This is a genomic window from Brevundimonas sp. GW821-FHT09G01 (genome assembly GCF_059416065.1).
The window spans coordinates 43,989-67,154 of sequence record NZ_JBWKOL010000001.1 but is presented as its reverse complement, the minus strand read 5'-3'; the positions used below and the strand labels follow the sequence as shown (position 1 = coordinate 67,154).

Sequence of the window (23,166 nt, the reverse complement as noted above, 5' to 3'; positions counted from 1 at the left end):
CCGGCTTGACCGCCTGTGGAATCACATTCCGGTGAGGCTGGCGGCCTTCCGGACGCGAGTACCCTGGAGCCCGAATTGGCCGAAGATGTGAACGGAGCCGCAGGAACCCCGCCGCGGCGTCTCGTTGTTGGAATTTCCGGAGCGTCCGGCGTGACTTACGGTGTCCGCGCCCTTGACGCCCTGCGCGAACTGGGGGTCGAGAGCCACCTCGTCGTGACCCGAGCCGCCCTGCTCACTTTGTCGCAGGAGACCGATCTGTCGGCGGACGATCTGCTGAGCCGCGCCGATGTCGTGCACAAGCTCAACGACGTGGGCGCCAGCATCGCTTCCGGCTCTTTCCGGACCATGGGCATGCTCGTGGCTCCCTGTTCGGTGCGGACCATGGGGGAGATCGCCACCGGCGTGACCTCCACCCTGCTGACCCGCGCCGCCGACGTTGCGCTGAAGGAACGGCGGCCGCTGGTGCTGATGGTGCGCGAGACGCCCCTGCATCTGGGCCATCTGCGCACGATGACCGCCCTGGCCGAGATGGGCGCGGTCATCGCCCCGCCCCTGCCCGCCTTCTACGCCAGGCCCGCCACCATCGCCGAAATGGTCGATCAGTCGGTCGGGCGGGCGCTGGACGTCTTCGGCCTCGACTGGTCGGCGGTGAAGCGCTGGGACGGGCTCAAGGGCCCGGCGTCCGAATGAGCCTGTGGGATTGGTCGGTCCGCGCCTGGGCCGTGGAGGGCGTGCGGAACGCAAGTCTCGACCTGCAGGACGCCCAGGGCCAGAACCTGCCGCTGCTGCTGTGGGCCGCCTGGTGCGCCCGGACGGGCCGCGCGCCCGACGCCGACGACATCGAGGCCGCCTGCGACACCGCCCGTGTCTGGCAGGAGACCACCGTGGCCCCGCTGCGCGCCATCCGCCGCACGTTGAAGACCCGCACGCCCGACCTCGACGACGACGACCGCGAGGCGGTGCGGGCCCAGGTCAAGACCATCGAACTGGACGCTGAACGGCGGCTGCTGGCGGCGCTCGAAGCCCTCGCCCCCGAGCCTGCGGGCGCGGCCAGGCCGGTCCTGCCCGCCCTGATCGCCGTGGCCCGGGAATGGGCGCCGATCACGCCGCGCCGCTCGCTCGAACTCCTCGCCGACCGCCTTCCGGCCTGACCGGCGGCGCGCTATAACCGCCCGGTCCGGGACCCCATCATGAACGACGACGAACCATTTCTCACCGAGGAAGAGCTGGCGCTGCACGCCCGGCTCAAGGAACTCCAGCAGGAGCACGCCGACCTCGACGCCTCGATCGAGGCGCTCGGCCACATGCCGATCCCCGACCAACTGATGATCGCGCGCCTGAAGCGCAAGAAGCTGATCCTGCGCGACGAGATCGTGAAGATCGAGAACCGGATCCTGCCGGACATCATCGCCTAGTCGAGGCTCAACGCCCCTTCTTGCGGACCCACATGGCGGCGTCGGCCTCGGCCAGCCAGATTTCCGGATCGGCCTGGCCCGCATAGGCGCGCACGCCGAACGAGCCGCCCAGTCCGGCGCTGCGGCCGTCCCATTCGAACGGCTCGGTTTCCAGGGTGGCGGCGAGGCGGCGAGCCTTCTCGCGGCCTTCCTCCAGGCCGGCGTTGAGCATCAGCAGGCCGAACTCGTCGCCGCCCAGCCGGCCCAAGGCGTCCGACTCGCGCAGATTGGCGCGCATCATCTCGGCCACATGCACCAGGGCGGCGTCGCCGGCGGCGTGGCCCAACTGGTCGTTGACGCCCTTGAAGCCGTCCAGGTCGAGGTAGAGCAGCACCGCCGGCACGTCGTGGCGCTGGCAATAGGCCATGGCGCTCTTCATCTGGGCGACGAAGCCGCGCCGGTTCAGCGCGGGGGTCAGCACGTCGTGATCAGCGGCCGCCTCCGCCGCCTCGGCGCGCAGGCGCAGGGCCTCAAGCTCGGCGCGCAGGCGCTCGATCTCGGCATACGGGTCGATAGTGGCCGCGTCGGTCACGGAAGCTCCCCAGACCATTTTCGCTTCAGGTCGGGACGACCTGAATCCAGAAAAATGGTCCAGCATAATTCGAGAGCATGATTCACGCTCTCGATGGAACCGCGAAGCGGTTCGCATCTCGAACGATCATGCTCGAGCCGGCGACTCAACACGTCCGGCCAGTGCGGAGCCTAACGCCGTCGGTTGCGGGCGCAACGCGAGTCCTGTATCGCGCCGCTTTCCGCGAGAAGGTGCGTGTAATGGCGACCGAGACCCCGCCGGTGGCGATCATCATGGGCAGCCGTTCGGACTGGCCGACGATGAAGCACGCCGCCGACGCCCTGGACCGGCTCGGCGTAGCCTGGGACGCCAAGGTCGTCAGCGCCCACCGCACCCCCCAACGCCTGGTCGAGTTCTCCACCGGCGCCCGCGCCGCGGGTTACAAGGTCATCATCGCCGGGGCCGGCGGCGCCGCCCACCTGCCGGGCATGGCCGCCTCCATGACCGAGCTGCCCGTGCTGGGCGTGCCGGTGCAGTCCAAGGCGCTCAAGGGCCTCGACAGCCTGCTCTCCATTGTCCAGATGCCCGGCGGCGTGCCGGTCGCGACCCTGGCCATCGGCGAGGCGGGCGCCAAGAACGCGGGCATCCTCGCCGCGCAGATCCTGGCCCTCAACGATCCGGTGCTGATGGGACGGCTGAGCGCCTTCCGCGAAGCCCAGACCGAAGCCGTGCACGAGTCGGTCGAGGACTGAGTGAGCGTCTCCCCGTCCCCTTCCGCGTCTCTGGCCCCCGGCTCGACCATCGGCATTCTCGGCGGCGGACAACTGGGCCGCATGCTCAGCCAGGCCGCCTCCCGCCTCGGCTTCAACGTCGTCATTCTCGATCCGGAAGAGAACAGCCCGGCGGGCCGTGTCTCCCAGGGGCAGATCGTCGCCGCCTATGATGATCCCACCGCCCTGACCGTGCTGGGCCGGGTGGCGCAGGCGGTGACCTTCGAATTCGAGAACGTCCCGGCCTCTTCGGTCGCGACCCTGGCCGAGAGCGGCGCCCTGGTGGCCCCCGGCCCCCGCGCCCTGGCCGTGGCCCAGGACCGGGTCGAGGAGAAGACCTTCCTGAACGGCGTCGGCGCGACCACGGTGGACTTCGCCGCCGTCGACAGCCTCGACGACCTGCTGGCCGGGCTGGAGCGTCTCGGAACGCCCGCCCTGCTCAAGACCCGCCGCGACGGCTACGACGGCAAGGGCCAGGTCTGGGTGCGGTCGGCCAGGGAAGCCGCCGACGCCTGGCACGCCATCGGCGAACGCCCCGCCATTCTTGAGGCCAAGGCCGCCTTCACCCGCGAACTGTCGATCATCGCCGCCCGCGGCCGCGACGGCGCGGTCGCCGTCTATCCGCTGGGCGAGAACATCCACAAGGGCGGGGTCCTGAAGACCACCCTCGCCCCCGCCGCCGTCGATGCGAAGACCGAAAAGCGCGCCAAGGCCATCGCCGCCGCCGTCCTCAACGGCCTCGACTACGTCGGCGTGCTGGGCGTGGAGCTGTTCGACCTCGGGAACGGCCGGCTGCTGGTCAACGAGATCGCGCCGCGCGTCCACAACACCGGCCACTGGACCCAGGACGGCTGCGTCTGCGACCAGTTCGAACAACACATCCGCGCCATCGCCGGCTGGCCGCTGGGCCCCACCACGGCCCATTTCCGCGTCGAGATGACCAATCTGCTGGGCGACGAGGTCGAGCAGTGGACGAAGGCTTCCGCCCGCGCGGACGTGCGCATCCACCTGTACGGCAAGGCCGAGGCTCGCCCGGGCCGCAAGATGGGCCATCTGAACCGGGTCAAGCCCCTCTGACCTCTTCCCTCTCCCGATGGGAGAGGGCTCCTACTCCGTCTTCGCCCCGTACCGCAGCCGGCTCAGTGCATCCGCCACCTTCCTCAGCGGGGCGTCGAAATCCTTGCCGGCCTTCCACTTCTCGAAGGTCATGACGTTCTCGATGCGGGCGGCGACGAAGGCCTCGGCGGCCTCGCGCCCGTCGAACAGCCGCATCGTCAGGGCCGGGATCAGGATGCCCGACAGGATCGCCCGCTTGGAATAGTGGTTCCAGTCGGTGGCGGTGTCCCCGGCCCAGTTCCACAGCAGGTCGGCGCTCTCCCACGCCAGCTTCAGCCCCAGGTCCGCATTGACCGGCAGGGCCAGGAAGGCGGCGCATTTCTTCGAGGCGTCCAGATCGGCGGCCGCGGCCTCCAGCCGTTCCGACACGGCGCGGGCGATTCGCTCGCGCATCTTCAGCGACGACGCCTCGACCTGTCCCAGCGCCGCCATGGCCCGGTCGTCATGGCGGCGCGACAGCAGGGCGGCCAGATCCCGGGCGCCGTTGGGCAGCAGCAGTTCCTCGTCGCCCAGCGACAGCCCGTTGTCCGCGCAGGCGGCGCGCACCAGCCGCGCGTTCCAGCCCAGGGCGGGCGCACGGGCCACGGCGGCGTCCAGCACGGACTGTTCCATCCGGTCGGCCCAGTCGGCTTTGAGAGCCTCTCCCTCGGGCTGCGCGTTCGACAGGTGCGGTGCGTCGGTCATGGACACACCATAAGCCCGTCCGGCGGGGGTTTCGAGCCTCCAGAAGTGATCGCGACCATATGGACAGCGTGGGTCGGCTCGTGTATCAGCCCGCCTTCATCCGCGGACCCTGTTCGCCGGAAGACGATTTTATTTGTTCGCCCGTCTCCCTCACAGGACGCGGCGGGCGGCCAAAGGAGAGTTCAACCTGGTACAGATTTTCGTTCGCGATAATAACGTCGATCAAGCGCTGAAAGCCCTCAAGAAGAAGATGCAGCGCGAAGGCAGCTTCCGTGAAATGAAGCGCCACGTTCATTACGAAAAGCCGTCGGAAAAGCGCGCCCGTCAAAAGGCCGAGGCTGTCCGTCGCGCCCGCAAGCTGGCCCGCAAGCGCGCCCAGCGCGAAGGCCTGCTGCCGGCTCCGAAGCCCCGTGTGCCGGGCGGCGCCGGTCGCAGCTAAGCGACGGCCCTACGGCTGAAAGATCAAAGGGCCGCTCCGGAAACGGAGCGGCCCTTTTTCTTTGGCTTCACCTCCCCCATCGCCCCTTCGAGGCGATGGGGGAGGACAGGCTCAGACCTAGTTCCCCCCGCCCCGGATCGCCGCGCCGAAGCTCTTCCAGCTCAGCTTGACGTCCGACAGGGCGCCGGCGCGGAAGGCGCGGCCCGAGATCCAGACCATCAGCAGGGCGAAGGCGAACATCCCGGCCATGGCGCCGATAACCTCCCACAGGGGCGGATCGGACGGCAGACGGGCGATCATCAGGAACGGGGTGAAGAACGGCACCCACGACAGGACCTGCACCACCGGAGAATCCGGCTGACGCAGCGCCAGTTGCATGACGACCAGCGGCACCACCAGCACCATCATGATCGGTCCCATCAGCGTCTGGGCGTCCCGCGGCGTGTCGCAGAAGGCGCCGATCGCCGCGAACAGCACGGCGTACATCAGATAGCCGCCGATCATGAAGGCCGCGAACCAGCCCAGCATCCCGCCGTGCAGCAGGATTTCACCGGTCCAGGCGGCGTATTTCGGCGCCACGGTGATCAAGGCCCCGCTGCCCAGTACGCCCCAGGCCAGCGAAACCGTCAGGGTCAGCAGCGCCACCCCCAGCACCTTGCCCGACAGGATTTCGGTGGTGGAGGCCGACGACAGCAGCACCTCTAGGATCTTGTTCGACTTCTCCTCCATCACGCTGTTCAGCAGGATCGAGGCGCCGGTCAGGATCAGCGACCACAGCATGAAGCCGGAGATGAAGCCGATCAGTTGAGGCAGACGATCCCGGAACGACACCTCGGCGCCGGTCGAGGCCTTGGGCGAATAGGCGGTCACGTGCGGGCGGAATTGTTCGGAGCTGACGATAACCTGTGGCGAAACACCCGAGGCGCCGAATACCTCGCGCCGGTTCGCGGATTTCAGGGCCTCGCGCACGAAATCATCGACCGCGTCCTCATTGGTGCGGGCGGTCCAGACCCGGGCCGCCGGCTTGCCGTCCTCCCGCGTCAGGAAAACGATGGCGCTGAGTGAACGATCGCTCTTGTCCGCGGCCAGATAGGCCTTGGCGGCGTCGTCGCGCGCCTTCCCCGGCGCCGCGGCGACGACCTGGGCGGGCGCGGGCGCTAGGGTGACGGGCGTCTTCGGCTCGCGCCATGCTGCTGCGGCCATGGGCGCGACCCGGCGTAGTTCCGCCATGCCTGCGTCGAAGCCCTGCGTCTCGGCGATCTCCCGAACCCGATCCGCCGCCCCGGTCCCGGCGTCAGGCGTGGTCTGTGTCTCGGCCAGCGCCGCGGCGCGAAGGCTACTGGCGCGCCGGCGGTCGTTCTCGACCTTCAGATGGTCCTGGACGGCCGTAGCGAGGCCGGCGGCGCCGGCTCCGTCCTCGACGACGGCCACCGCCGGAATGGTCTCTCCGGTGCGGACCAGATAGGACACGCCGCCGCCGATCACCGCGAACAGCGGGAAGGCCAGCAGCGACAGCCAGAAGCCCACGGTCATGGCGTAGGCGGCGTATTCGCGCCGCGCGATCAGGAACATCCGGTTCATCGGGCGGCCTCCACGCCGGTCGGCTTCACGCTCTGGTCGACATCGGGGCGGTCCCCGGTCAGGTCGATGAAGGCGTCGTGCAGGCTGGGCTCGCGCAGTTCGAAACGGCGCACGTCCAGGCCGGTCAGGAAGGCCGCCTTGAGCGCCTCCTGCCCTTGCGCGCCCTGAGCCAGCGCGGCCTTCAGCACCCGGACTTCGCCGTCATCGGAGACGACCTCGACCCCCGCCACGCCGGGCAGGCGTTCGGCCTGGTCCGGCGCGATGGCGCCCTCCAGCTCCAGGAACCGGCGCGAGGTGGCGCGGGCCTCGGCCACCGTGCCCTCGAACGCCTTCCGGCCCCGGGCCAGCAGCACGACCTTGTCGCACAGCCGCTCGGCGTGCTGCATCACATGGGTCGAGAACAGGACGGTGGCGCCGTCGGCGGCCAGCCCCCGGATCATCTGCTCCAACCCTTGCTGGTTGACCGGATCGAGGCCCGAGAACGGCTCGTCCAGGATCACGAACTCGGGCCGGTGCACCACCGACGAGATCAGCTGGACCTTCTGGGCCATCCCCTTGGACAGCTCCTTCATCTTCTTGCGCTTGGAGGCGCCCAGCCCCTGGGCGTCCAGCATTTCTCTGGCCCGCTTGCGGCCCTCGCCCAGCGGCAGGCCCTTCAGCGAGCCGAAGAAGGCGATGGCGTCCACCGGCGTCATCTTCTTGTAGAGACCGCGCTCTTCCGGAAGGAAGCCGATGCGGTCGCGCACCCGGCGGCCGTCGTCGGCGCCGAGGATCTCGATCCGGCCCGAGGTCGCGGGCTGCAGACCCAGGATCATGCGGATGGTCGAGGTCTTGCCCGCCCCGTTCGGCCCCAGGAAGCCGCAGATCGAGCCCTTGGGCACCTCGAAGCTGAGATCGCGCACGGCCTGGAATTCGCCGTATCGCTTGCTCACGCCCTCAAGCGTCAAAGCCGCCGTCATAAGCCCCTCCTTGCAACAGAATAGGAGCCTAGGGATGTAAAGGACGTTTGACAACCCGGAGCGGGACGCTTCCCGGATCGATTGTCATGAATTCCGTGTCATGTTCGGCGGATAGCGAGTCGCCCCGCGCGCACGCTCCAGTGGAAGCGCAATGCCCTACGAAGCCGCTCAGTCCCCCGTCGCCCCGTCCGCGGCCTCGCGCCTGTGGACCGTGGGCGCCAGCGCGGGCGTTTCGGTGGTCGTGCTGCTGACGCTGGCGGTCTTCTATCCCGCCCTGGCCCAGTGGCTGATCGGCGGCGCCGTGCTGGTGGGCGTCTCCACCTGGGCCGTGAACCGCCGCCCGCGTTCCGCGCCGAGCGCCGAAACCGCCGAAGCGGCCGCGCCGCCGTCGATCCCCGCCGCCGACCAGCGTCTGCTGGACAGCGCCTTCGAGGCCCTGGCCGATCCGGTGCTGGTGGTCTCGGGCGGCGAGGCTGACGACATCGCCGGACGCCGCGTGGTGCTGGCCAACAGGGCCGCGCGCGACCTGTTCCGCATCCAGCGCGAGGGCGCCCTGCTGGTCTCCGCCGTGCGCGAACCGACGGTGCTCGAGGCGGTCGACGAGGCCCTGTTCGGCGGCATCGCCCGCACCACCGACTACTCCGGCGTCGGCGCCCAGACCCGCCACTGGCGGGCCCTGACCCGCCCCCTGCCCGCCCCGCCCGGCGACGGCGCCACCCTGGCCCTGCTGGTGCTGCGCGACGAAACCGACGTGCGGCGCATGGAGCTGATGCGCGTCGACTTCCTGGCCAACGCCAGCCACGAACTGAAGACGCCGCTGGCCTCGCTGGCCGGCTTCATCGAGACGCTCAAGGGCCACGCCCGCGACGACCCCAAGGCGCGCGACCGCTTCCTCGACATCATGGCCGTGCAGGCCGACCGCATGAGCCGGCTGGTCGCCGACCTGCTGTCGCTGAGCCGGATCGAACTGAACGAGCACGTCCCCCCCTCGGGCCGGGTCGACCTGGCGCGGGCGGCGGTGGACGTCATGGACGCCGTCAGCGTGCTGTCGGCCGAACGCGACGTCAGCATCGTCATGCAGGACCGCGAACTGTCCGCCCCGGTCCACGGCGACCGTGACGAGATCGTCCAGGTGGTCCAGAACCTGGTCGACAACGCCATCAAATATTCCCCGTCGGGCGACACGGTCGATATCGTCATCCGCCCCGACGTGACGCTGGACGAGGCCGCCGCCCCCTGGTCGGGCGGCAATCGCGAGGGCGGGGTCACCCGCCTGCCCCTGGTCACGCCGGACCGCGAGCCGGGCAACCGCTACGCCGCCATCACCGTGCGCGACCACGGCCCCGGCATGGCCCGCGAACACCTGCCCCGCCTGACCGAGCGCTTCTACCGGGTCGAGGGCCAGAAGAGCGGCGAGCGCCAGGGCACGGGCCTGGGCCTGGCCATCGTCAAACACATCGTCAACCGCCATCGCGGCGGGCTGACGGTCGAAAGCGCGCCGGGCCAGGGCGCCGTCTTCACCGCCTATTTCCCCATCGCGCTGAAGGCGGAAAAGACCAAGACGTGACGCGCCTGCGACAACAGGCCCGACGGCGTAACAGAACTGTCATGCGCCCGTCTTAATCCGCTGACCATTCCCGGGCAGTTTCCGCCCCGGGGCGAACCGGGCGACCGGGACCGCTCCGATTCTTCCTCCCGGATCCTCATGACCTGGCTTTTCCTGCCGATCCTGATCGCCGCAGCCGTCGCCGCCTATTTCGGCGCGCGCCGACTGGCGAGCCGACGCGCGCGGGGGGCCAAGGCCCATTCGCGGCCCGCCCAGCACGGGGCCTACGCCCTGATCTGGACCGCGCTTCCGGCCCTGGCCGTGCTGCTGGCCGCCTCCGTCTTCTCGGGCCCGGTCCAGCACCAGCTGATGGCCTCCGGCGCGCCTGAGGCCGTCCAGCAGCTGGAGCCCTTCCGCCGCCAGGCCTTCTACGCCGACGCCCACGCCGTCGGCGCCGGGCAGCAGACCATGCAGATCTGGCCCGCGCCCTACGCCGAGCTCCTGCCCGCCGAGGGCCGCCGCGCCGCCCGCATCGAGCTGATGCTGAGCCTGGCCGGGATCACCGGCGCCGCCCTGGCCGCGCTGCTGGGCGCCCTGTTCGTGTTCAGCCAGATCCGCCCCGACATGCGCGCCCGCAACCGGGTCGAGGGCTGGATCGTCGGCGCCCTGTTCGCCTGCTCGGCCGTCGCGGTCCTGACCACCGTCGGCATCGTCGCCTCGCTGGTCTACGATTCGATCCGCTTCTTCAGCTCGGTGCCCGTCACGGAGTTCCTGTTCGGAACGCAGTGGAGCCCCCAGACCGCCATCCGCGCCGACCAGGTTGGATCGTCCGGCGCCTTCGGGGCCCTGCCGCTGTTCGCCGGCACCTTCCTGATCATGATCATCGCCATGTGCGTGGCGGCCCCGGTCGGCCTGTTCTCGGCCATCTACCTGTCGGAGTACGCCGGCCCGGTGTTCCGCGCGACGGTGAAGCCGATCCTCGAAATCCTCGCGGGCGTCCCGACCGTGGTCTACGGCTTCTTCGCCGCCCTGACCGTCGGCCCGGCCATGCGCGTCTTCTTCCACACCATCGGCAGCTGGTTCGTCGGCGGGCCGCTGGACGGCCTGGGCCAGTATCTGATGCTGGTCCAGAACCAGATGGCCCTCGTCGCCGGCGGCGTCATGGGCATCATGCTGATCCCCTTCGTCAGCTCCCTGTCGGACGACATCATCAACGCCGTGCCGCAGTCGCTGCGCGACGGCTCCTACGCCATGGGCGCGACAAAATCCGAGACGGTCAAGCGGGTCCTGCTGCCCGCCGCCCTGCCCGGCGTCGCCGGCGCCATGCTGCTGGCCATGTCGCGGGCCATCGGCGAGACCATGATCGTGACCATGGCCGCCGGCCTGGCCGCCCGCCTGACGCTGAACCCGCTCGAGACCGTGACCACCGTCACCGTCCAGATCGTCACCCTTCTGACCGGCGACCAGGAGTTCAACAGCCCCAAGACGCTGTCGGCCTTCGGTCTCGGCCTGACCCTGTTCCTCGTGACCCTGCTGCTGAACATCGTGGCCCAGCGCATCGTCCAGACCTACCGGCAGCAATATGACTGACGCAGCCGACAACGCCCCCGTCTCTGGACCCGTCTCCGGGGTCGACGCCGCCCGCGTCGACCGCCTGCGCTCGGGCCTGAAGAAGCGCTACGCCCGCGAGAACCGCTTCCGCTTGTACGGCCTGCTGGCCATCGGCGTGGCGGTCGGCTTCCTGCTGCTGCTTCTGGGCCGGATCATCGATCAGGGCCACACGGCCTTCTACGCCCACACGGTGACCCTGCCGGTCTACATGGACCCGGCCCGCGTCGACCGCGCCTATCCGCAGGGCACCAATTTCGAACAGCTGGTCGCCGAACAGCAGCTGCGCCGCATGGGCGAGCAGGACGACGCCTCGGGCGCCAAGGCCACCGCCATGCGCGGCCTGTTCTCCTCGGAGCTGAAGTTCACCGCCGCCGAGCGTATCCAGAAGCAGCCGGGCCTCATCGGCCAGACGGTGATGATCGCCGCCCCCGCCTCGGACGACGCCGACCTCTATTTCAAGGGCGAGATCTCCCGCGCCACGCCCGCCGACCAGCGCCGCCTGTCGGACCAGCAGATCGACTGGCTGGACCGGATGAAGGCCGACGGCCACGTCTCGGCCCACTTCAACACCGCCCTGTTCACCAAGGGCGACTCGACCGAGCCGGAGCTGGCCGGGGTGCTGGGCGCCGTCATCGGCTCGGCCTTGATGCTGCTGGTCACCGCCCTGATCGCCATCCCGCTGGGCGTCGGCGCGGCCCTCTACCTCGAAGAGTTCGCGCCCAAGAACCGGCTGACGGACATCATCGAGGTCAACATCAACAACCTCGCGGCCGTGCCGTCGATCATCTACGGCCTGCTGGGCCTGGCCCTGTTCATCAACTGGCTGCACCTGCCCCGCGCCAGCCCGCTGGTAGGCGGCCTGGTGCTGGCCCTGATGGCCCTGCCGACCATCATCATCGCCACCCGCTCCTCGCTGAAGGCGGTGCCGCCGTCGATCCGCGAAGCCGCGCTGGCCATGGGCGCCTCCAGGACCCAGACGGTCTTCCAGCACACCCTGCCCCTGGCCATGCCCGGCGTGATGACCGGCGCCATCATCTCGATGGCCCACGCCCTGGGCGAGACCGCCCCCCTGCTGCTGATCGGCATGGTCAGCTTCGTGCCGGGCATCCCCCACAGCGTCGTCGAGCCGACGGGCGCCCTGCCCTCGCTCGTCTACATCTGGGAGAACGCGTCCGAACGCGCCTTCCACGAGCGGACCGCCGCCGCGATCCTGGTCCTGCTCGCCTTCATGATCGTCATGAACGCCGCCGCCATCCTGCTGCGCCGGCGCTTCGAACGCCGGTGGTAAGCCCCATGTTCTCGAAAATCTTCCGCGCCGCGGACGGCGTTGAGGGCGGCACGCCCGCCGAAACCCCGGTCATCGCCGCTCCGGCCGTGACCCACGGCGGCGGCCCCGTCGGCCCGACCAAGATCGCCGCGCGCGACGTGTCGGTCTTCTACGGCGGCAAACAGGCCCTGTACGATGTCTCGCTCGACATCCCGGACAAGACCGTCACGGCCCTGATCGGCCCGTCGGGCTGCGGCAAGTCGACCTTCCTGCGGACCATGAACCGCATGAACGACACCATCAGCCACGCCAAGGTCACCGGCCGCATCGAGATGGACGGCGAGGACGTCAACGCCCGCTCCGTCGACCCGGTGCTGCTGCGCGCCCGCGTCGGCATGGTGTTCCAGAAGCCGAACCCCTTCCCCAAGTCGATCTACGAGAACGTCGCCTACGGCCCGCGCATCCACGGCCTGGCCACCGGCAAGGCCGACCTGGACGTCATCGTCGAGGCCTCGCTGAAGCGCGCCGGCCTGTGGGAAGAGGTCGCCGACCGCCTGCACTCGCCGGGCACCGGCCTGTCCGGCGGCCAGCAGCAGCGTCTGGTCATCGCCCGCGCCATCGCGGTCGAGCCTGAAGTCATCCTGATGGACGAGCCCTGCTCGGCCCTGGACCCGATCGCGACCGCCAAGATCGAGGAACTGATCGACGAACTGCGCGAGCGCTACTGCATCGTCATCGTCACCCACTCGATGGCCCAGGCCGCCCGCGTCTCGCAACGCACCGCCTTCTTCCACCTCGGCCGTCTGGTCGAGACCGGTCCGACCGAGGAAATCTTCACGAATCCCCGCGAGCGGCGCACCCTCGACTACATCACGGGGCGCTTCGGCTGATGAACCAGCACACCGTCAAGGCCTACGGGGACGAACTCAACCAGCTGACCGCCGAAGTCGCCCGCATGGGCGGCCTCGCGGAGGCCCAGGTCGCCGACGCCGTCGAGTCCGTCGCCCGCCGCGACGTGGCCCTGGCCAAGGCCGTGGTCGAGCGCGACGTCCGCCTGGACGCCATGCACCGCGACATCGAGAAGAAGGCCATCCGCCTGATCGCCCTGCGCCAGCCGGTCGCCTCGGACCTGCGCAAGACCCTGTCGGCCATGAAGCTGGCGGTGGACCTGGAGCGCACCGGCGACCTGGCCAAGAACATCGCCAAACGCGCCCTGATCCTGGCCGAGGGCGAACCGATGCAGCCCCTGACCCGTTCGATCGAGCGGATGGGCAAGCTGGTCTCCATGCGGCTGCGCGACGTGCTGGACGCCTATGCGGTCGGCGAAGTCGACCGCGCCATCGCCGTCTGGAACACCGACGACGAGGTCGACGAGCACTACAACAGCCTGTTCCGCGAGCTGCTGACCTACATGATGGGCGACCCGCGCACGATCAGCGCCTGCACCCACCTGCTGTTCATGGCCAAGAACCTGGAACGCATCGGCGACCACGCGACCAACATCGCCGAGACGATCCACTACGAGATCACCGGTCTGGAATTCACGGGCGAGCGCCCGCGCTGGAATCCCGAGCCGGACGCTGATCTGCCCGCCGCCTGAGACTGAAGACCGGAGAGCCTGAAGTGCAGCCTTATATCCTGGTGATGGAAGACGAGGACGCGCTGGCCACGCTGCTGTCCTACAATCTCGAAAAAGAGGGCTACAAGGTCGTCGTCGCCTCCGACGGCGAGGAAGGCATGCTCCAGATCGACGAGCGCCTGCCCGATCTGGTCCTGCTCGACTGGATGCTGCCCAAGCTCAGCGGCATCGAGGTCTGCCGGCGCATCCGCGGCCGGTCCGAGACCCGCAACCTGCCGATCATCATGCTGACCGCCCGCGGCGAGGAATCCGACCGCGTGCGCGGCCTGGACACCGGCGCCGACGACTATCTGACCAAGCCCTTCTCGATGACCGAGCTGACGGCCCGCATCCGCGCCGTCCTGCGCCGCATCCGTCCGGGCCTTGCCGACGACCGCATCAACCACGGCGACATCGTCATTGACCGCGTCGCCCACCGCGTCCGCCGCGCCGGCCTGGAGATCCACCTGGGCCCGACCGAGTTCCGCCTGCTCGACCACTTCATGCAGCACCCGGGCCGGGTGTTCAGCCGCGAACAGCTGCTGGACGCCGTCTGGGGCTCGGACGTCTATGTCGAGGCCCGCACCGTCGACGTCCACGTCGGCCGCCTGCGCAAGGCCCTGAACGTCGAAGGCACCGTCAACCCGATCCGCACCGTCCGCTCGGCCGGCTATTCGCTGGATCTGGGGGGCTGAGCCCCCGCTATCGTCATGCCGATTTTCGGGAGGATGACGATAACGGGACTTGGTCCTACGCTGCGGGCATGACCACCGATCACGACGCCCTCATGATGGCGCACCTGCTCCGCGAACTCGCGCCTCACGGCATCGACGAGGAGCGGATCACGATCGAGTACCAGGACGACCTGCAGGACTACGATGTCCTGATCAGCGGCGGCGAACTCACGCCAGAGCAGATCGGGAACCTGGCGGACGCGACCCGAATGGGCGGCTGTGTGCGGTTCTCTGACACCCGCAACACCGACCTGTGGCACGCCCATCTTGGCCGCGAAGGCCGTAAAATCCTGATCGCGCAAGCCGCCGAGGCCCGCCGACAGCACCCCGATCTTCCCCGCTTCGACCGAGCAGCCTGTACGCTCAGGGAGTTCGTGGCCGTGCTGGAGGTCTGGGCCGGCGTTGAACCGGGTTCAACCTTGACCGTGATGGACGACCGGACCGTGCAGGTTCAGTTCAACGGCCGGCCCGACTTCGCCGCCATCCAGAAGCATCTGGCGGCGACGGCCGTCCTCGCGGCGGAAGACATCGAGGTGATCCTGGTCGGCTCGGACCTTCCTACAGCAGACTGATCGTCTCCTCAGCCCAGCGCGATCTTGCCGTCCACCACCCGATAGGCGACGCCCGTCCGGTCGAACAGCCGGGCGATGACCGCTCCCGGGTCGGCCGCGCCCGCCGTCAGCAGGGTCTCGATGTCCGTCCGCAGCGTCGGCTCCCCCGACACCTCGGTCAGGCGGCTCAGCCACGCCTCGCGGGTCAGGACGCCGTCCGCCCGCCCGGCGTCGATCAGCGGCTTCAGGAAGTCGAACCAGTCCCCGCCCGTGGCCTTCTTCTGCGCCGCCTCGGCGGCCAGGGCGAAGACCGCGCCGCAGGAGTACCAGGCCCGGTGCTCGCCGCGCTGGCCGGCCTCGATCACCGGACGCACGGCCAGGCGGGCGCAGTCGTCCACCTCGGCCTGCAGCACGGATCGTTCGTCGAAGCCCGGGTCGAGCGCCTTCATCGCCCGCACCGCCATCAGGTCTGCGCCGCCCTCGGTCATCCAGGACTCCCGCGCCCGCTCGGCCCGCACCGTCTGGCCCAGCCAGAAATGCGCGCTCTCGTGGCCGATGAACCAGCGGTTCTCGGCCAGCACCGCGTCGCTGGAGGCCAGCAGCTCCTTGCCTTCGAAGGTCATGACGATCAGGCCCGGCAGGACGCTGCCGCCGTAGTTGGTCGTGCCGGCGGTCGGCCCATACCAGGTGGCCATGATGGTCGGCCGATCCGTCTGCCCCGCCCCCAGGCGCGTGGCGTAATAGTCGGCGACGCGCGGCGCGAAGCCCTCGATGGAGGCCGCGATCCAGGAGGGCAGCTCGGGATCCACGACCGTCACCAGCCGCTCCGCCGCCTTCACCTCGGTCTGGCCGAACAGGACATAGGTGCGGCCGTCGTCGCCCTCGGCCTGCGCCTGCCGGCGGCCGTGATGCAGCACCGGCCCCGCCGCGTCCCGCCAGGTGATCCACGCATTGCCCACCGAGCGCCTGTAGGCGCCGCGCTCATCATCGGAAAGCTGGACCGCCTCCAGCGACGGCAAAGGAAATACATCGAACGCCCCGGTCGGCATGGCCACCGACCCATCGGTGAACATCAGCACCGGATAGTCGGCTTCCAGGTTCTCGCCGCTCGGCGTCAGCCTCAGGCTCACCTCGCGGGGCACGGGTCCGCCGTCCACGGTCCTCAGCACGTCAAGGTCGCCGACCCGCTCCAGCACTACGCCGGGCGTGACCACCCGCCAGTCCCGCGGCCGCCACGGTTCACGCGTCCCGTTCGTCACCGTCGAGCGATAGAAGGCCCAGACCGGCGCGTCCTGCGACAGCACATAGTCGGCTGTCCATCGGTCGCCGTCTCGCGTCACCGTGATCCGCGCGCCCGGCACGGTCTCCTCCGCCTGCCGGACCAGAGCCGACGGAGCCGCCGCCGCGAAGGCGGGCGCCCCGCCGGCGGACAGGGCGGCCAGCAGGCACGTCAAGGCGATCCGGTTACGCATCTCACTCTCCCAAACTGGAGGGGAGCCTAGCGTGGCCGTTCGACGCGGCGCCCGTTACAACCGGTTCACCAAAGTGGCCATTTCCGGCCACGGGGGTTCACCCCGTCCAGGTGTCCGCGAAGACGCGCTGGAAATTGCCGCCCAGGATCTTGTCGGCGACCCGGGCTCCGTAGCCCCGTCGCCGCAGCTCGTCCGCGATCACCGTGAAGCGATCGGCCCGGTTCAGCCCCTCGACGAAGGGCGGCGGCCCCTCGCCCGGCGCGGCGACGCCCGCGGCCTTGCGCTGCTCCAGGCTCGCGTTCCACTCCGCCATGCTCTCGGGCGAGGTGTCGAAGGGCCACAACAGGGCGTCGCTGCCGATGCCGACGTGGTCTTCCCCACCGATGTTCAGCGCGTGGGTCAGGTGGGCGAAATAGACCTCCAGCGAGGGCTGGGCCGGAGCCGTGGTCAGATAGCTGAGTTCATAGATCCCCATCACGCCGCCTCGGTCGGCCAGGGCGCGGATCAGGCGGTCGGACTTGTTGCGGGGGTGGGCGTGAACGGCGTCGCAGCCCGCGTGGGTGATCAGCACCGGCTTGCGCGACGCCGCCACGGCGCCGAGGCTGGACATCTCATCGCTGTGGCTGACGTCGACCGTCACGCCCCGGGCGTTCATGCGTTCGACGGCCTGCCGTCCCAGCGCGGTCAGGCCGGTGGACGGCGACGACATCGTGCCAGAGGCGAAGGGCGTCGTGCGATTGTAGCTGAGCCCCATCACCAGAACCCCGGCGGCGCGGAACGGGTCGATCGCATCGACATCGCCCTCCAGCATCTCGCCGGCCTCGAACGAATAGATGACGCCCAGCCGGCCCGTCGCCCGGGCGCGCGCCAGATCGGCCGTCCCCAGGACCTTCAGATAGACGTCGGGGTTCAGGGCCACGGCCTTGTCGATGTCGGCGATGGACTGCGTCGTCTCGGCCCGGGACTGGTTGCCGGAGCCGCCGATGGTCAGCTTGGCCACCGTCAGGCCCGAAGCCCGGATCAGGTCGCGCGTCTCCTGGTCGAGGGGCGTCTCCGGATCGATCGGCAGGACCAGATTGCCGTTGATCAGGACCGGTTCGCGCGCCCCTCGACCGGCGGAGGCGCCGGGACCGGCGGCGCAGGCCGTCAGGGTGGAGGCGGCGACAGCGCCCAGGAAGATGCGGCGATTGGCGGTCATGGGCTCGCGGTCTCCAGCTTTATCCGGAGAATATGTAGGCACCTACCTATATGTCAATCGGCGGATGCGTCCCCCGACACCCGAGCCATGATCCGGTCGAACATCGACCGGCGCTCCAGCGCGTCGTCCAGGCGGTCCAGCAGGCGAACCAGGTCCCCGGCCTCGTCGTTCAGTTCCTGCGCGGCGGCGTTGAAGGCCTCCCACAGCGGGGTGAGCCGGGTCGCCAGGGCCTGCCCGCTCTCGGTCAGCTGCAACAGCCGGCGGCGGCCGTCCTCGGCGGAGGGCGACGAGGCGATGAACCCGGCCTTCTCCATGGACCGGCTGGCTTCGCTGACCGAGACGTGGGTGATGCGAAGGATCGCGGCGATCTCGCCCACCGCCATGGGGCGGCCATGCTCGACCAGCTGACGAAGGATGCCGTACCAGCGCTGTTCGAACCGGATGTCCTGGGCCGCATAGACACGGGTCCCGTCGCGGTCCAGCCGCTCCGACGCCCGGCGCAGGCGGGCGCCCAGGGCCGCGCCGCCGAAGCTGCGGCTGTAGTCATGAGGATCGGACATGGCGAAATCCGGCGAGCGGGAAGGCGAACCTCCCTTCTGAGCCCATTCGCCCGGACTGCAAAACCGGGAGCCATGGTCAGCGAGAGACCGACGGACAGGCTTCACAGTCGCGTTAGACCGGCTAGGGTCCCCCGCACATTTCGTGGAGTCTGCCGATGCGTCGCCGCACCTTCCTGTCCTCCCTGCCCGCCGGGGCGTTGCTGGCGGGGGGCGGGATCGCTCACGCGCAGACGCCGCAGCCGCAGGCCGCCCCGCCCCGGCCCGCGCCGCGCCCCGATCCCTATGTCGGCATCGGCATGGGCGACCGGATCACGGGGCCGAAATTCGTCGGCCGCTCGACCGTCTGGGGGGCCAACGGGGCCGCCGCCACGGCCCATCCGCGCGCCACCCTGATCGGCATCGACACGCTTCGTAGAGGCGGCTCGGCCATCGATGCGGCCATCGCCATCAATGCGGCGCTGGGCTTCCTGGAGCCCGTCGCCAACGGCATCGGCGGCGACGCCTTCTGCATGTTGTGGGACCCGGCCCAGCGCAAGGTCGTCGGCTTCAACGGCTCGGGGAACAGCCCCCGCGGCCTGTCGCTGGAGACCGCGCGGTCCAAGGCGAAGGCCGACGGCCACCTGCCCTCCTACGGCGCGGTCACGGTCAATGTCCCCGGCACGGTCGACGCCTGGTGGAGCGCCCACCAGCGCTACGGCAAGCTGCCGTGGAAGGACGTCCTGCTGCCTGTCGCCGAGCTGTGCGAGGAGGGCGTGCCGATGCCGCAGGTCATCGCCTACTACCTCGAGCGCAACATGGCCGGCTTCGACCGCTCGGCGTCGATCATCGAGGAAAACGACAACCGCAGGAAGGTCTACGCCCCCGGCGGCGAGACCCCCAAGGTCGGCCAGATGTTCGCCAACCCCGACCTGGGCCGCACCCTGCGCCTGATCGCCGAGCACGGCCGCGACGCCTTCTATGACGGTCCCATCGCCGATGCGATCGCCGCCTATTTCCGCCGCATCGGCGGCTGGATGACCCGCGCCGACCTGGCCGCCCACCGCACCGAATGGGTCGAGCCGATCCGCACCGACTATCGCGGCGTCCAGGTCTACGGCCTGGGCCCCAACACCCAGGGCCTGTCGACCAACCAAATCCTCAACGTCTGCGAACAGTTCGACCTCAGGAGCATGGGCTTCCAGTCCGCCGCCTCGATCCACCACCAGGCCGAGGCCAAGCGCCTCGCCTTCGAGGACCGGGCCAAATGGTTCGCCGACGACCGCTTCAGCCGCACCCCGGTCGAGTGGCTGAACTCCAAGGACTACGCCCGCCAGCGCGCCGCCCTGATCCGGCCCGACCGGGTTATGGACCGCGTCTTCCCCGGCGACGCCCCGACCCAGGGCGACACCACCTATTTCAGCGTCGCCGACAAGGACGGCATGATGGTCAGCTGGATCCAGTCCAACTACCGCGGCATGGGCTCGGGCCTGGTGTCCGACGACGGCGCCGGAAACACCCTGGGCTTCATGTTCCAGGACCGGGGCGAGCTGTTCGCCCTGACCGACGGCCACCCCAACGTCTACGCCCCGGGCAAGCGGCCCTTCCACACCATCATCCCCGGCTTCGCGGTCAAGGACGGCAAGCCCTGGATGGCCATGGGCGTCATGGGCGGCGGCATGCAGCCCCAGGGCCAGGCCCAGATCATCATCAACATGGTCGACTACGGCCTCGACCCCCAGGAGGCCGGCGACGCCCCGCGCTGGCAGCACGAGGGCTCGTCCGAGCCGACCGGCGAACCGGCCGAGGGCGTGGGCCTGCTGTATCTGGAGACCGGCGTCCCGGCGGCGTCCAAGGCCCAGCTTGAGGCCATGGGCTGGGTCCTGCGCGGTCCCAACGGCGGCTTCGGCGGCTATCAGAACGTGGTCATGCAGCAGAACCCCGGCGGACGCTGGACCTACGGGGCGGCCACGGAGATGCGCAAGGACGGCATCGCCCTGGCCTACTGATGGCCGGGACGGTCGATCTGACGGGCCGGTGGACGGGGGTCTATTTCTACCCCCACGATCCGGCCTGGAACGCCAACGACAACATGCCCGCGACGCCCTTCACGGCCGAGCTGACGGACACGGCCGGGACGGTCATCGGCAAGACGATCGAGCCCGACCTGCTGTTCGCCGACGGGGTGGATGTCCGGGCCGTGCTGGAGGGGCGCCACGACGGTCTGCGCCTGACCTTCACCAAGACGCCGGACGGCCGCGACCGCGATCACGTGATCCTCTACGACGGCGAGATCTCGCCCGATGGAGACGCGGTCTCCGGCCGCTGGACCATTCCCGGCAGCTGGTCCGGCGACTTCCGCATGCAGCGCCGCACCGTCTCCGAGGCGGCGTCCGAGGAAAGGGGCGCCCAGGCCCGGTCCTGATCGGCGCCTGATCGCGATTTCACCGCCCCGCCTGCATCCATGGCGCGGCGTCGCGGCCTCCTGTCGGGACAGGGATGGAGGGCGGGATGCCGGATGCGATCATGGCGTTGGCGGGATGGATCGGCGCGACGGCGGCCCTGGGGCTGGTCGCGGCCCTGTTCCTGCGCGGTAAGGTGAAGTGGGGCTGGTTCGGCGCCGCCCTGCTGCTGATGGCCGCCTATGACGCCCTGCTGACGCGCGGTTACGGCCATATCCCGCTGCATTTCTGGCCCTCCGACTGGAACTGGGAGGGCAAGGCGATGGCGCTGGCCCTGTCGCTGGCCGTCGCCCTGGCCCTCGGCGCGCGCCGGGTCGGCCTGACGCTGCAGCAGGACCGCAAGGGCCTGCCCGGCGCCCTGGTCCTGTCGGCGGCGCTGGTCGCCGTCTTCCTCGGCCTGGCCCTGTATTTCCCCGGTCAGGGGACCGACGCCGACACCCTCGCCTTCCAACTGACCATGCCCGGCCTGGACGAGGAGCTCTTCTATCGCGGCGTCCTGCTGCTGATGCTGAACGAGGCCTTCGCCCGCCCGCTGAGCATCCTCGGCGCCCCCATGGGCTGGGGCGCGCTGATCTCCTCCGTCGCCTTCGGCCTGGCCCACGCCCTGGGCTACAGCGAGGGCGGCTTCACCTTCGACGCCCTGACCATGGCCCTGACCGGCGGCCCGGCCCTTCTGCTGGTCTGGCTGCGCGAGAAGACGGGCAGCCTGCTGCTCCCCGTGCTCCTGCACAATTTCGCCAACAGCATTTCCCTGCTGGTCTGAACCCTCGGGCCACAGCCTCGCCTTATTGAATGACGAGCGTCGGGACACGCGCCGGTCGGGGGTGCGTGTAACCGGGGGTTTCCATGCTTGAACTGCTCGCCGCCGCCCTGTTGTCGGCCCAGCCCGCCTGCGCCGCGCCCGCCAATACGGCGGCGCTTCTGGCCCGCCCCGAACGCATCCTCGTCGTCGGCGACTGGCACGGCACAGCGGAAATACCGGCGGCCTTCCTCGGCATCGTCTGCGAGGCCGCGAAACAGGGCCCCGTGACCATCGCGCTGGAGATGCCCGAGACCGAGAGAACCCTGTTCAGGAACGCGCTCGCCGCGCCGACCGAGCAGGCCGCCCGCGACACCTTCCTGTACGGCGACTTCGGCAACCCCCGCAGCACCGACGGCCGCAACAGCGTGGCCATGCTGGACATGATGGTGGGATTCTGGCGGCTGAAGGCCGCCGGATACGACGTGGCGATCCACCCCTTCATGGCGGTGGACTCAAGAATCACAGGCCGCGATCAGGCGTGGTGGGAATTGGAGATGGCCTATGGCATGAGCCGCGCCCTCGTGGCCCGTCCTGACGCCCGGGTCGTGGTCTTCGTCGGCGACCTGCACGCCCGCAAGAAGGGCTACGCCCGCTTCCCCGACATCGGCGTGCCCGCCGCCGGCCACTTGCACGCCTCCGACACCTTCACCCTGCACACCGCCCAACAGGGCGGCGAGAGCTGGAGCTGTCAGCCGACCTGCGGCGTCCAGACCAGCCGGGGCCGACACGACGCCGCCGCCGACGCGCGGGGGATCATCCTCGGCCCGGTCGAGGACGGGGCCTATGACGGCGTGCTGGCGGTGGGTCCGACCACCGCCTCACCGCCGGCGGCTCAGTCGGCCGCCGCGATCTCTTCCGGCGCCAGCTCGTAGACCGTCGCGCAGTATTCGCACGTCACGCGGATCCTGCCGTCGTCCTCGACCATGTCGGCCCGCTCCTGCGGGCTGAACGAGGCCAGCACGGCGCCGATCCGGTCCTTCGAGCAGCGGCACTGCGCCGACAGCGCGCGGGCGTCCTCCAGCCGCACGCCGTCCTCGTGGAACAGGCGGAACAGCAGGGTCTCCGGCGTGATGGTCGGATCGATCAGCTCGTCGTCGGCCAGGGTCTGGAACAGGGCGCGCGAGCGGTCCCACACCTCCTCGGTCGACCCGCGCGCGTCGTCCGCCGCGATCAGCTGGATCAGCGCCCCGCCGGCGCGCCATTGCGAGCCTTCGGCGGTCTCCACCGAGCCGACGGCCAGACGCACCTTGGTCGGGATCTGCTCCGACTGCTGGAAATAGTGTTCGGCGGCCAGCGACAGGCTCTCGCCCTCGATCGGGGTGATGCCCTGGGTGCGCTCGAAGTCCGGGCCGCGGTCCAGCGTCATGACGAAGACGCCTTCGCCCAGCAGCGTCCGGGCGCCGGGACGGGCGAAGCCTTGCGACGCGGCCGCGACCTCGTCGGCGTCGAACCGGCAGTAGCCGCGCAGGTGTCCGTCGGTCCCGTAGTCGGCCACGACATAGCGCACGGGCCCATTGCCCTGCGCCTGCACGATCAGGCGGCCCTCGAACTTCAGGCTGGAGCCGATCAGGGCCGCCAGCGCGCAGGCTTCGCCCAGCAGCGCCGCGACAGGCTCCGGATAGGCGTGCGCCGACAGGATGGCGTCGATCGTCTCGCCCAGCCGCACCAGACGGCCGCGCACGGGCCAGCCCTCGATCTGGAAGGCGGCCGCCAGGTCGTCGGAAGGCGTCGAATGGGTGTGCGCGTGATCGGTCACGGGCGGTCCTCGGTCATAAATGCGAAGGCGGCTAGATAGGGGGCCTGAAGGGCGATGATAAGGCCCCCTCCCCTCCCCGGCGTCAGGCGGTATAGTCCA

25 protein-coding genes are annotated in these 23,166 nt (G+C 69.8%); 17 read left to right on the top strand and 8 right to left on the bottom strand.

All coding sequences use genetic code 11. The annotated features are described in order from the left end of the window. Positions 1 to 87 precede the first annotated feature (87 nt). From AC07NB_RS00355 to AC07NB_RS00345, 3 genes are read left to right on the top strand one after another with little or no spacing between them, the layout of a single operon-like run. On the top strand, positions 88 to 690 hold the full coding sequence (locus tag AC07NB_RS00355) for a UbiX family flavin prenyltransferase (protein ID WP_494571781.1): 603 nt from the start codon (positions 88 to 90) through the stop codon (positions 688 to 690). Beyond that, positions 687 to 1,151, top strand: a complete 465-nt coding sequence (locus AC07NB_RS00350; protein WP_494571680.1) for a TIGR02444 family protein — start codon at positions 687 to 689, stop codon at positions 1,149 to 1,151. The genes AC07NB_RS00355 and AC07NB_RS00350 overlap by 4 nt, the downstream gene beginning before the upstream one ends. Positions 1,152 to 1,190: 39 nt before the next feature. Beyond that, positions 1,191 to 1,415, top strand: a complete 225-nt coding sequence (locus AC07NB_RS00345; protein WP_291841054.1) for a YdcH family protein — start codon at positions 1,191 to 1,193, stop codon at positions 1,413 to 1,415. Between the two features lie 7 nt (positions 1,416 to 1,422). Here AC07NB_RS00345 and AC07NB_RS00340 read toward each other — a convergent pair whose 3' ends face one another. Next, positions 1,423 to 1,986: a GGDEF domain-containing protein gene (locus tag AC07NB_RS00340; protein ID WP_492313545.1), complete on the bottom strand. Its 564-nt coding sequence runs from the start codon at positions 1,984 to 1,986 to the stop codon at positions 1,423 to 1,425. Between the two features lie 239 nt (positions 1,987 to 2,225). Between AC07NB_RS00340 and purE the strand changes: the two genes are divergently transcribed. Together purE and AC07NB_RS00330 are read left to right on the top strand one after the other, a co-directional pair. After that, on the top strand, positions 2,226 to 2,717 hold the full coding sequence (gene purE / locus AC07NB_RS00335) for a 5-(carboxyamino)imidazole ribonucleotide mutase (RefSeq protein ID WP_291841058.1): 492 nt from the start codon (positions 2,226 to 2,228) through the stop codon (positions 2,715 to 2,717). Then, the gene (locus tag AC07NB_RS00330) at positions 2,718 to 3,812 is read left to right on the top strand and encodes a 5-(carboxyamino)imidazole ribonucleotide synthase (protein WP_494571679.1); all 1,095 of its coding nucleotides are present in this window, start codon (positions 2,718 to 2,720) and stop codon (positions 3,810 to 3,812) included. A 30-nt stretch (positions 3,813 to 3,842) separates the two neighbouring features. Here AC07NB_RS00330 and AC07NB_RS00325 read toward each other — a convergent pair whose 3' ends face one another. Next, a complete protein-coding gene (locus tag AC07NB_RS00325; protein ID WP_494571678.1) occupies positions 3,843 to 4,535 on the bottom strand; it encodes a COQ9 family protein in 693 nt (230 codons plus the stop codon). Positions 4,536 to 4,722: 187 nt separating this feature from the next. Between AC07NB_RS00325 and rpsU the strand changes: the two genes are divergently transcribed. Further along, the gene (gene rpsU / locus AC07NB_RS00320) at positions 4,723 to 4,974 is read left to right on the top strand and encodes a 30S ribosomal protein S21 (RefSeq protein ID WP_291840936.1); all 252 of its coding nucleotides are present in this window, start codon (positions 4,723 to 4,725) and stop codon (positions 4,972 to 4,974) included. A gap of 117 nt (positions 4,975 to 5,091) precedes the next feature. Here rpsU and AC07NB_RS00315 read toward each other — a convergent pair whose 3' ends face one another. Together AC07NB_RS00315 and AC07NB_RS00310 are read right to left on the bottom strand one after the other, a co-directional pair. Beyond that, positions 5,092 to 6,555 carry an ABC transporter permease gene (locus AC07NB_RS00315; RefSeq protein ID WP_492313548.1) on the bottom strand — a complete coding sequence of 488 codons (1,464 nt, stop codon included), beginning with the start codon at positions 6,553 to 6,555 and terminating at the stop codon, positions 5,092 to 5,094. Further along, the gene (locus AC07NB_RS00310; RefSeq protein ID WP_291840932.1) at positions 6,552 to 7,514 is read right to left on the bottom strand and encodes an ABC transporter ATP-binding protein; all 963 of its coding nucleotides are present in this window, start codon (positions 7,512 to 7,514) and stop codon (positions 6,552 to 6,554) included. The genes AC07NB_RS00315 and AC07NB_RS00310 overlap by 4 nt, the downstream gene beginning before the upstream one ends. 151 nt (positions 7,515 to 7,665) lie before the next feature. Between AC07NB_RS00310 and AC07NB_RS00305 the strand changes: the two genes are divergently transcribed. The 7 genes from AC07NB_RS00305 (at position 7,666) to AC07NB_RS00275 (ending at position 14,862) form a co-directional block, all read left to right on the top strand. Then, positions 7,666 to 9,081 (top strand): sensor histidine kinase, encoded by a 1,416-nt coding sequence (locus tag AC07NB_RS00305; protein ID WP_494571677.1) that lies wholly within the window; start codon positions 7,666 to 7,668, stop codon positions 9,079 to 9,081. A gap of 138 nt (positions 9,082 to 9,219) precedes the next feature. Then, a complete protein-coding gene (gene pstC, locus AC07NB_RS00300; protein WP_291835812.1) occupies positions 9,220 to 10,650 on the top strand; it encodes a phosphate ABC transporter permease subunit PstC in 1,431 nt (476 codons plus the stop codon). Beyond that, positions 10,643 to 11,959 (top strand): phosphate ABC transporter permease PstA, encoded by a 1,317-nt coding sequence (gene pstA, locus AC07NB_RS00295; RefSeq protein ID WP_494571676.1) that lies wholly within the window; start codon positions 10,643 to 10,645, stop codon positions 11,957 to 11,959. Before pstC ends, pstA begins: the two co-directional genes overlap by 8 nt. A 5-nt stretch (positions 11,960 to 11,964) precedes the next feature. Then, positions 11,965 to 12,828, top strand: a complete 864-nt coding sequence (gene pstB / locus AC07NB_RS00290; RefSeq protein WP_492313552.1) for a phosphate ABC transporter ATP-binding protein PstB — start codon at positions 11,965 to 11,967, stop codon at positions 12,826 to 12,828. After that, the gene (gene phoU, locus AC07NB_RS00285) at positions 12,828 to 13,538 is read left to right on the top strand and encodes a phosphate signaling complex protein PhoU (protein WP_291835803.1); all 711 of its coding nucleotides are present in this window, start codon (positions 12,828 to 12,830) and stop codon (positions 13,536 to 13,538) included. Before pstB ends, phoU begins: the two co-directional genes overlap by 1 nt. Before the next feature lie 23 nt (positions 13,539 to 13,561). Continuing rightward, positions 13,562 to 14,251 carry a phosphate regulon transcriptional regulator PhoB gene (gene phoB, locus AC07NB_RS00280; RefSeq protein WP_291835800.1) on the top strand — a complete coding sequence of 230 codons (690 nt, stop codon included), beginning with the start codon at positions 13,562 to 13,564 and terminating at the stop codon, positions 14,249 to 14,251. A 68-nt stretch (positions 14,252 to 14,319) separates the two neighbouring features. Continuing rightward, entirely contained in the window at positions 14,320 to 14,862 is a 543-nt protein-coding gene (locus AC07NB_RS00275) for a hypothetical protein (protein ID WP_494571675.1), read from the top strand. An 8-nt stretch (positions 14,863 to 14,870) separates the two neighbouring features. Here the strand turns inward: AC07NB_RS00275 and AC07NB_RS00270 are convergent, their stop codons facing one another. The 3 genes from AC07NB_RS00270 to AC07NB_RS00260 form a co-directional block, all read right to left on the bottom strand. After that, positions 14,871 to 16,313 carry a hypothetical protein gene (locus AC07NB_RS00270; RefSeq protein ID WP_494571674.1) on the bottom strand — a complete coding sequence of 481 codons (1,443 nt, stop codon included), beginning with the start codon at positions 16,311 to 16,313 and terminating at the stop codon, positions 14,871 to 14,873. A 97-nt stretch (positions 16,314 to 16,410) separates the two neighbouring features. Next, positions 16,411 to 17,511 carry a dipeptidase gene (locus AC07NB_RS00265; RefSeq protein ID WP_494571673.1) on the bottom strand — a complete coding sequence of 367 codons (1,101 nt, stop codon included), beginning with the start codon at positions 17,509 to 17,511 and terminating at the stop codon, positions 16,411 to 16,413. 53 nt (positions 17,512 to 17,564) lie between these two features. Beyond that, the gene (locus AC07NB_RS00260; protein WP_291835794.1) at positions 17,565 to 18,071 is read right to left on the bottom strand and encodes a MarR family winged helix-turn-helix transcriptional regulator; all 507 of its coding nucleotides are present in this window, start codon (positions 18,069 to 18,071) and stop codon (positions 17,565 to 17,567) included. Between the two features lie 155 nt (positions 18,072 to 18,226). Here AC07NB_RS00260 and AC07NB_RS00255 point away from each other — a divergent pair, with 155 nt between their 5' ends. From AC07NB_RS00255 to AC07NB_RS00240, 4 genes are all read left to right on the top strand, one after another. Further along, positions 18,227 to 20,056, top strand: coding sequence for a gamma-glutamyltransferase family protein (locus AC07NB_RS00255; protein ID WP_492313555.1), 1,830 nt, complete (start codon positions 18,227 to 18,229; stop codon positions 20,054 to 20,056). Beyond that, positions 20,056 to 20,472 (top strand): hypothetical protein, encoded by a 417-nt coding sequence (locus tag AC07NB_RS00250; protein WP_494571672.1) that lies wholly within the window; start codon positions 20,056 to 20,058, stop codon positions 20,470 to 20,472. Before AC07NB_RS00255 ends, AC07NB_RS00250 begins: the two co-directional genes overlap by 1 nt. An 86-nt stretch (positions 20,473 to 20,558) precedes the next feature. After that, complete coding sequence (locus AC07NB_RS00245) at positions 20,559 to 21,272, top strand: CPBP family intramembrane glutamic endopeptidase, BDIM_20840 family (protein WP_291835788.1); 714 nt, start codon at positions 20,559 to 20,561, stop codon at positions 21,270 to 21,272. An 83-nt stretch (positions 21,273 to 21,355) separates the two neighbouring features. After that, positions 21,356 to 22,183, top strand: a complete 828-nt coding sequence (locus AC07NB_RS00240) for a hypothetical protein (RefSeq protein WP_494571671.1) — start codon at positions 21,356 to 21,358, stop codon at positions 22,181 to 22,183. Here the strand turns inward: AC07NB_RS00240 and AC07NB_RS00235 are convergent. Then, positions 22,144 to 23,067, bottom strand: a complete 924-nt coding sequence (locus AC07NB_RS00235; RefSeq protein WP_492313558.1) for an Hsp33 family molecular chaperone — start codon at positions 23,065 to 23,067, stop codon at positions 22,144 to 22,146. The two genes, AC07NB_RS00240 and AC07NB_RS00235, sit on opposite strands and share 40 nt — an antisense overlap. Between the last annotated feature and the right edge of the window lie 99 nt (positions 23,068 to 23,166).

Bases quoted from the DNA above. Each gene is read 5' to 3' on its own strand.
- AC07NB_RS00350 (WP_494571680.1), top strand. From the start codon at position 687: ATGAGCCTGTGGGATTGGTCGGTCCGCGCCTGGGCCGTGGAGGGCGTG.
- AC07NB_RS00345 (WP_291841054.1), top strand. From the start codon at position 1,191: ATGAACGACGACGAACCATTTCTCACCGAGGAAGAGCTGGCGCTGCAC.
- purE (WP_291841058.1), top strand. From the start codon at position 2,226: ATGGCGACCGAGACCCCGCCGGTGGCGATCATCATGGGCAGCCGTTCG.
- AC07NB_RS00325 (WP_494571678.1), bottom strand. From the start codon at position 4,535: ATGACCGACGCACCGCACCTGTCGAACGCGCAGCCCGAGGGAGAGGCT.
- AC07NB_RS00315 (WP_492313548.1), bottom strand. From the start codon at position 6,555: ATGAACCGGATGTTCCTGATCGCGCGGCGCGAATACGCCGCCTACGCC.
- AC07NB_RS00310 (WP_291840932.1), bottom strand. From the start codon at position 7,514: ATGACGGCGGCTTTGACGCTTGAGGGCGTGAGCAAGCGATACGGCGAA.
- AC07NB_RS00305 (WP_494571677.1), top strand. From the start codon at position 7,666: ATGCCCTACGAAGCCGCTCAGTCCCCCGTCGCCCCGTCCGCGGCCTCG.
- pstC (WP_291835812.1), top strand. From the start codon at position 9,220: ATGACCTGGCTTTTCCTGCCGATCCTGATCGCCGCAGCCGTCGCCGCC.
- pstA (WP_494571676.1), top strand. From the start codon at position 10,643: ATGACTGACGCAGCCGACAACGCCCCCGTCTCTGGACCCGTCTCCGGG.
- pstB (WP_492313552.1), top strand. From the start codon at position 11,965: ATGTTCTCGAAAATCTTCCGCGCCGCGGACGGCGTTGAGGGCGGCACG.
- phoU (WP_291835803.1), top strand. From the start codon at position 12,828: ATGAACCAGCACACCGTCAAGGCCTACGGGGACGAACTCAACCAGCTG.
- AC07NB_RS00275 (WP_494571675.1), top strand. From the start codon at position 14,320: ATGACCACCGATCACGACGCCCTCATGATGGCGCACCTGCTCCGCGAA.
- AC07NB_RS00270 (WP_494571674.1), bottom strand. From the start codon at position 16,313: ATGCGTAACCGGATCGCCTTGACGTGCCTGCTGGCCGCCCTGTCCGCC.
- AC07NB_RS00265 (WP_494571673.1), bottom strand. From the start codon at position 17,511: ATGACCGCCAATCGCCGCATCTTCCTGGGCGCTGTCGCCGCCTCCACC.
- AC07NB_RS00260 (WP_291835794.1), bottom strand. From the start codon at position 18,071: ATGTCCGATCCTCATGACTACAGCCGCAGCTTCGGCGGCGCGGCCCTG.
- AC07NB_RS00255 (WP_492313555.1), top strand. From the start codon at position 18,227: ATGCGTCGCCGCACCTTCCTGTCCTCCCTGCCCGCCGGGGCGTTGCTG.
- AC07NB_RS00250 (WP_494571672.1), top strand. From the start codon at position 20,056: ATGGCCGGGACGGTCGATCTGACGGGCCGGTGGACGGGGGTCTATTTC.
- AC07NB_RS00245 (WP_291835788.1), top strand. From the start codon at position 20,559: ATGCCGGATGCGATCATGGCGTTGGCGGGATGGATCGGCGCGACGGCG.
- AC07NB_RS00240 (WP_494571671.1), top strand. From the start codon at position 21,356: ATGCTTGAACTGCTCGCCGCCGCCCTGTTGTCGGCCCAGCCCGCCTGC.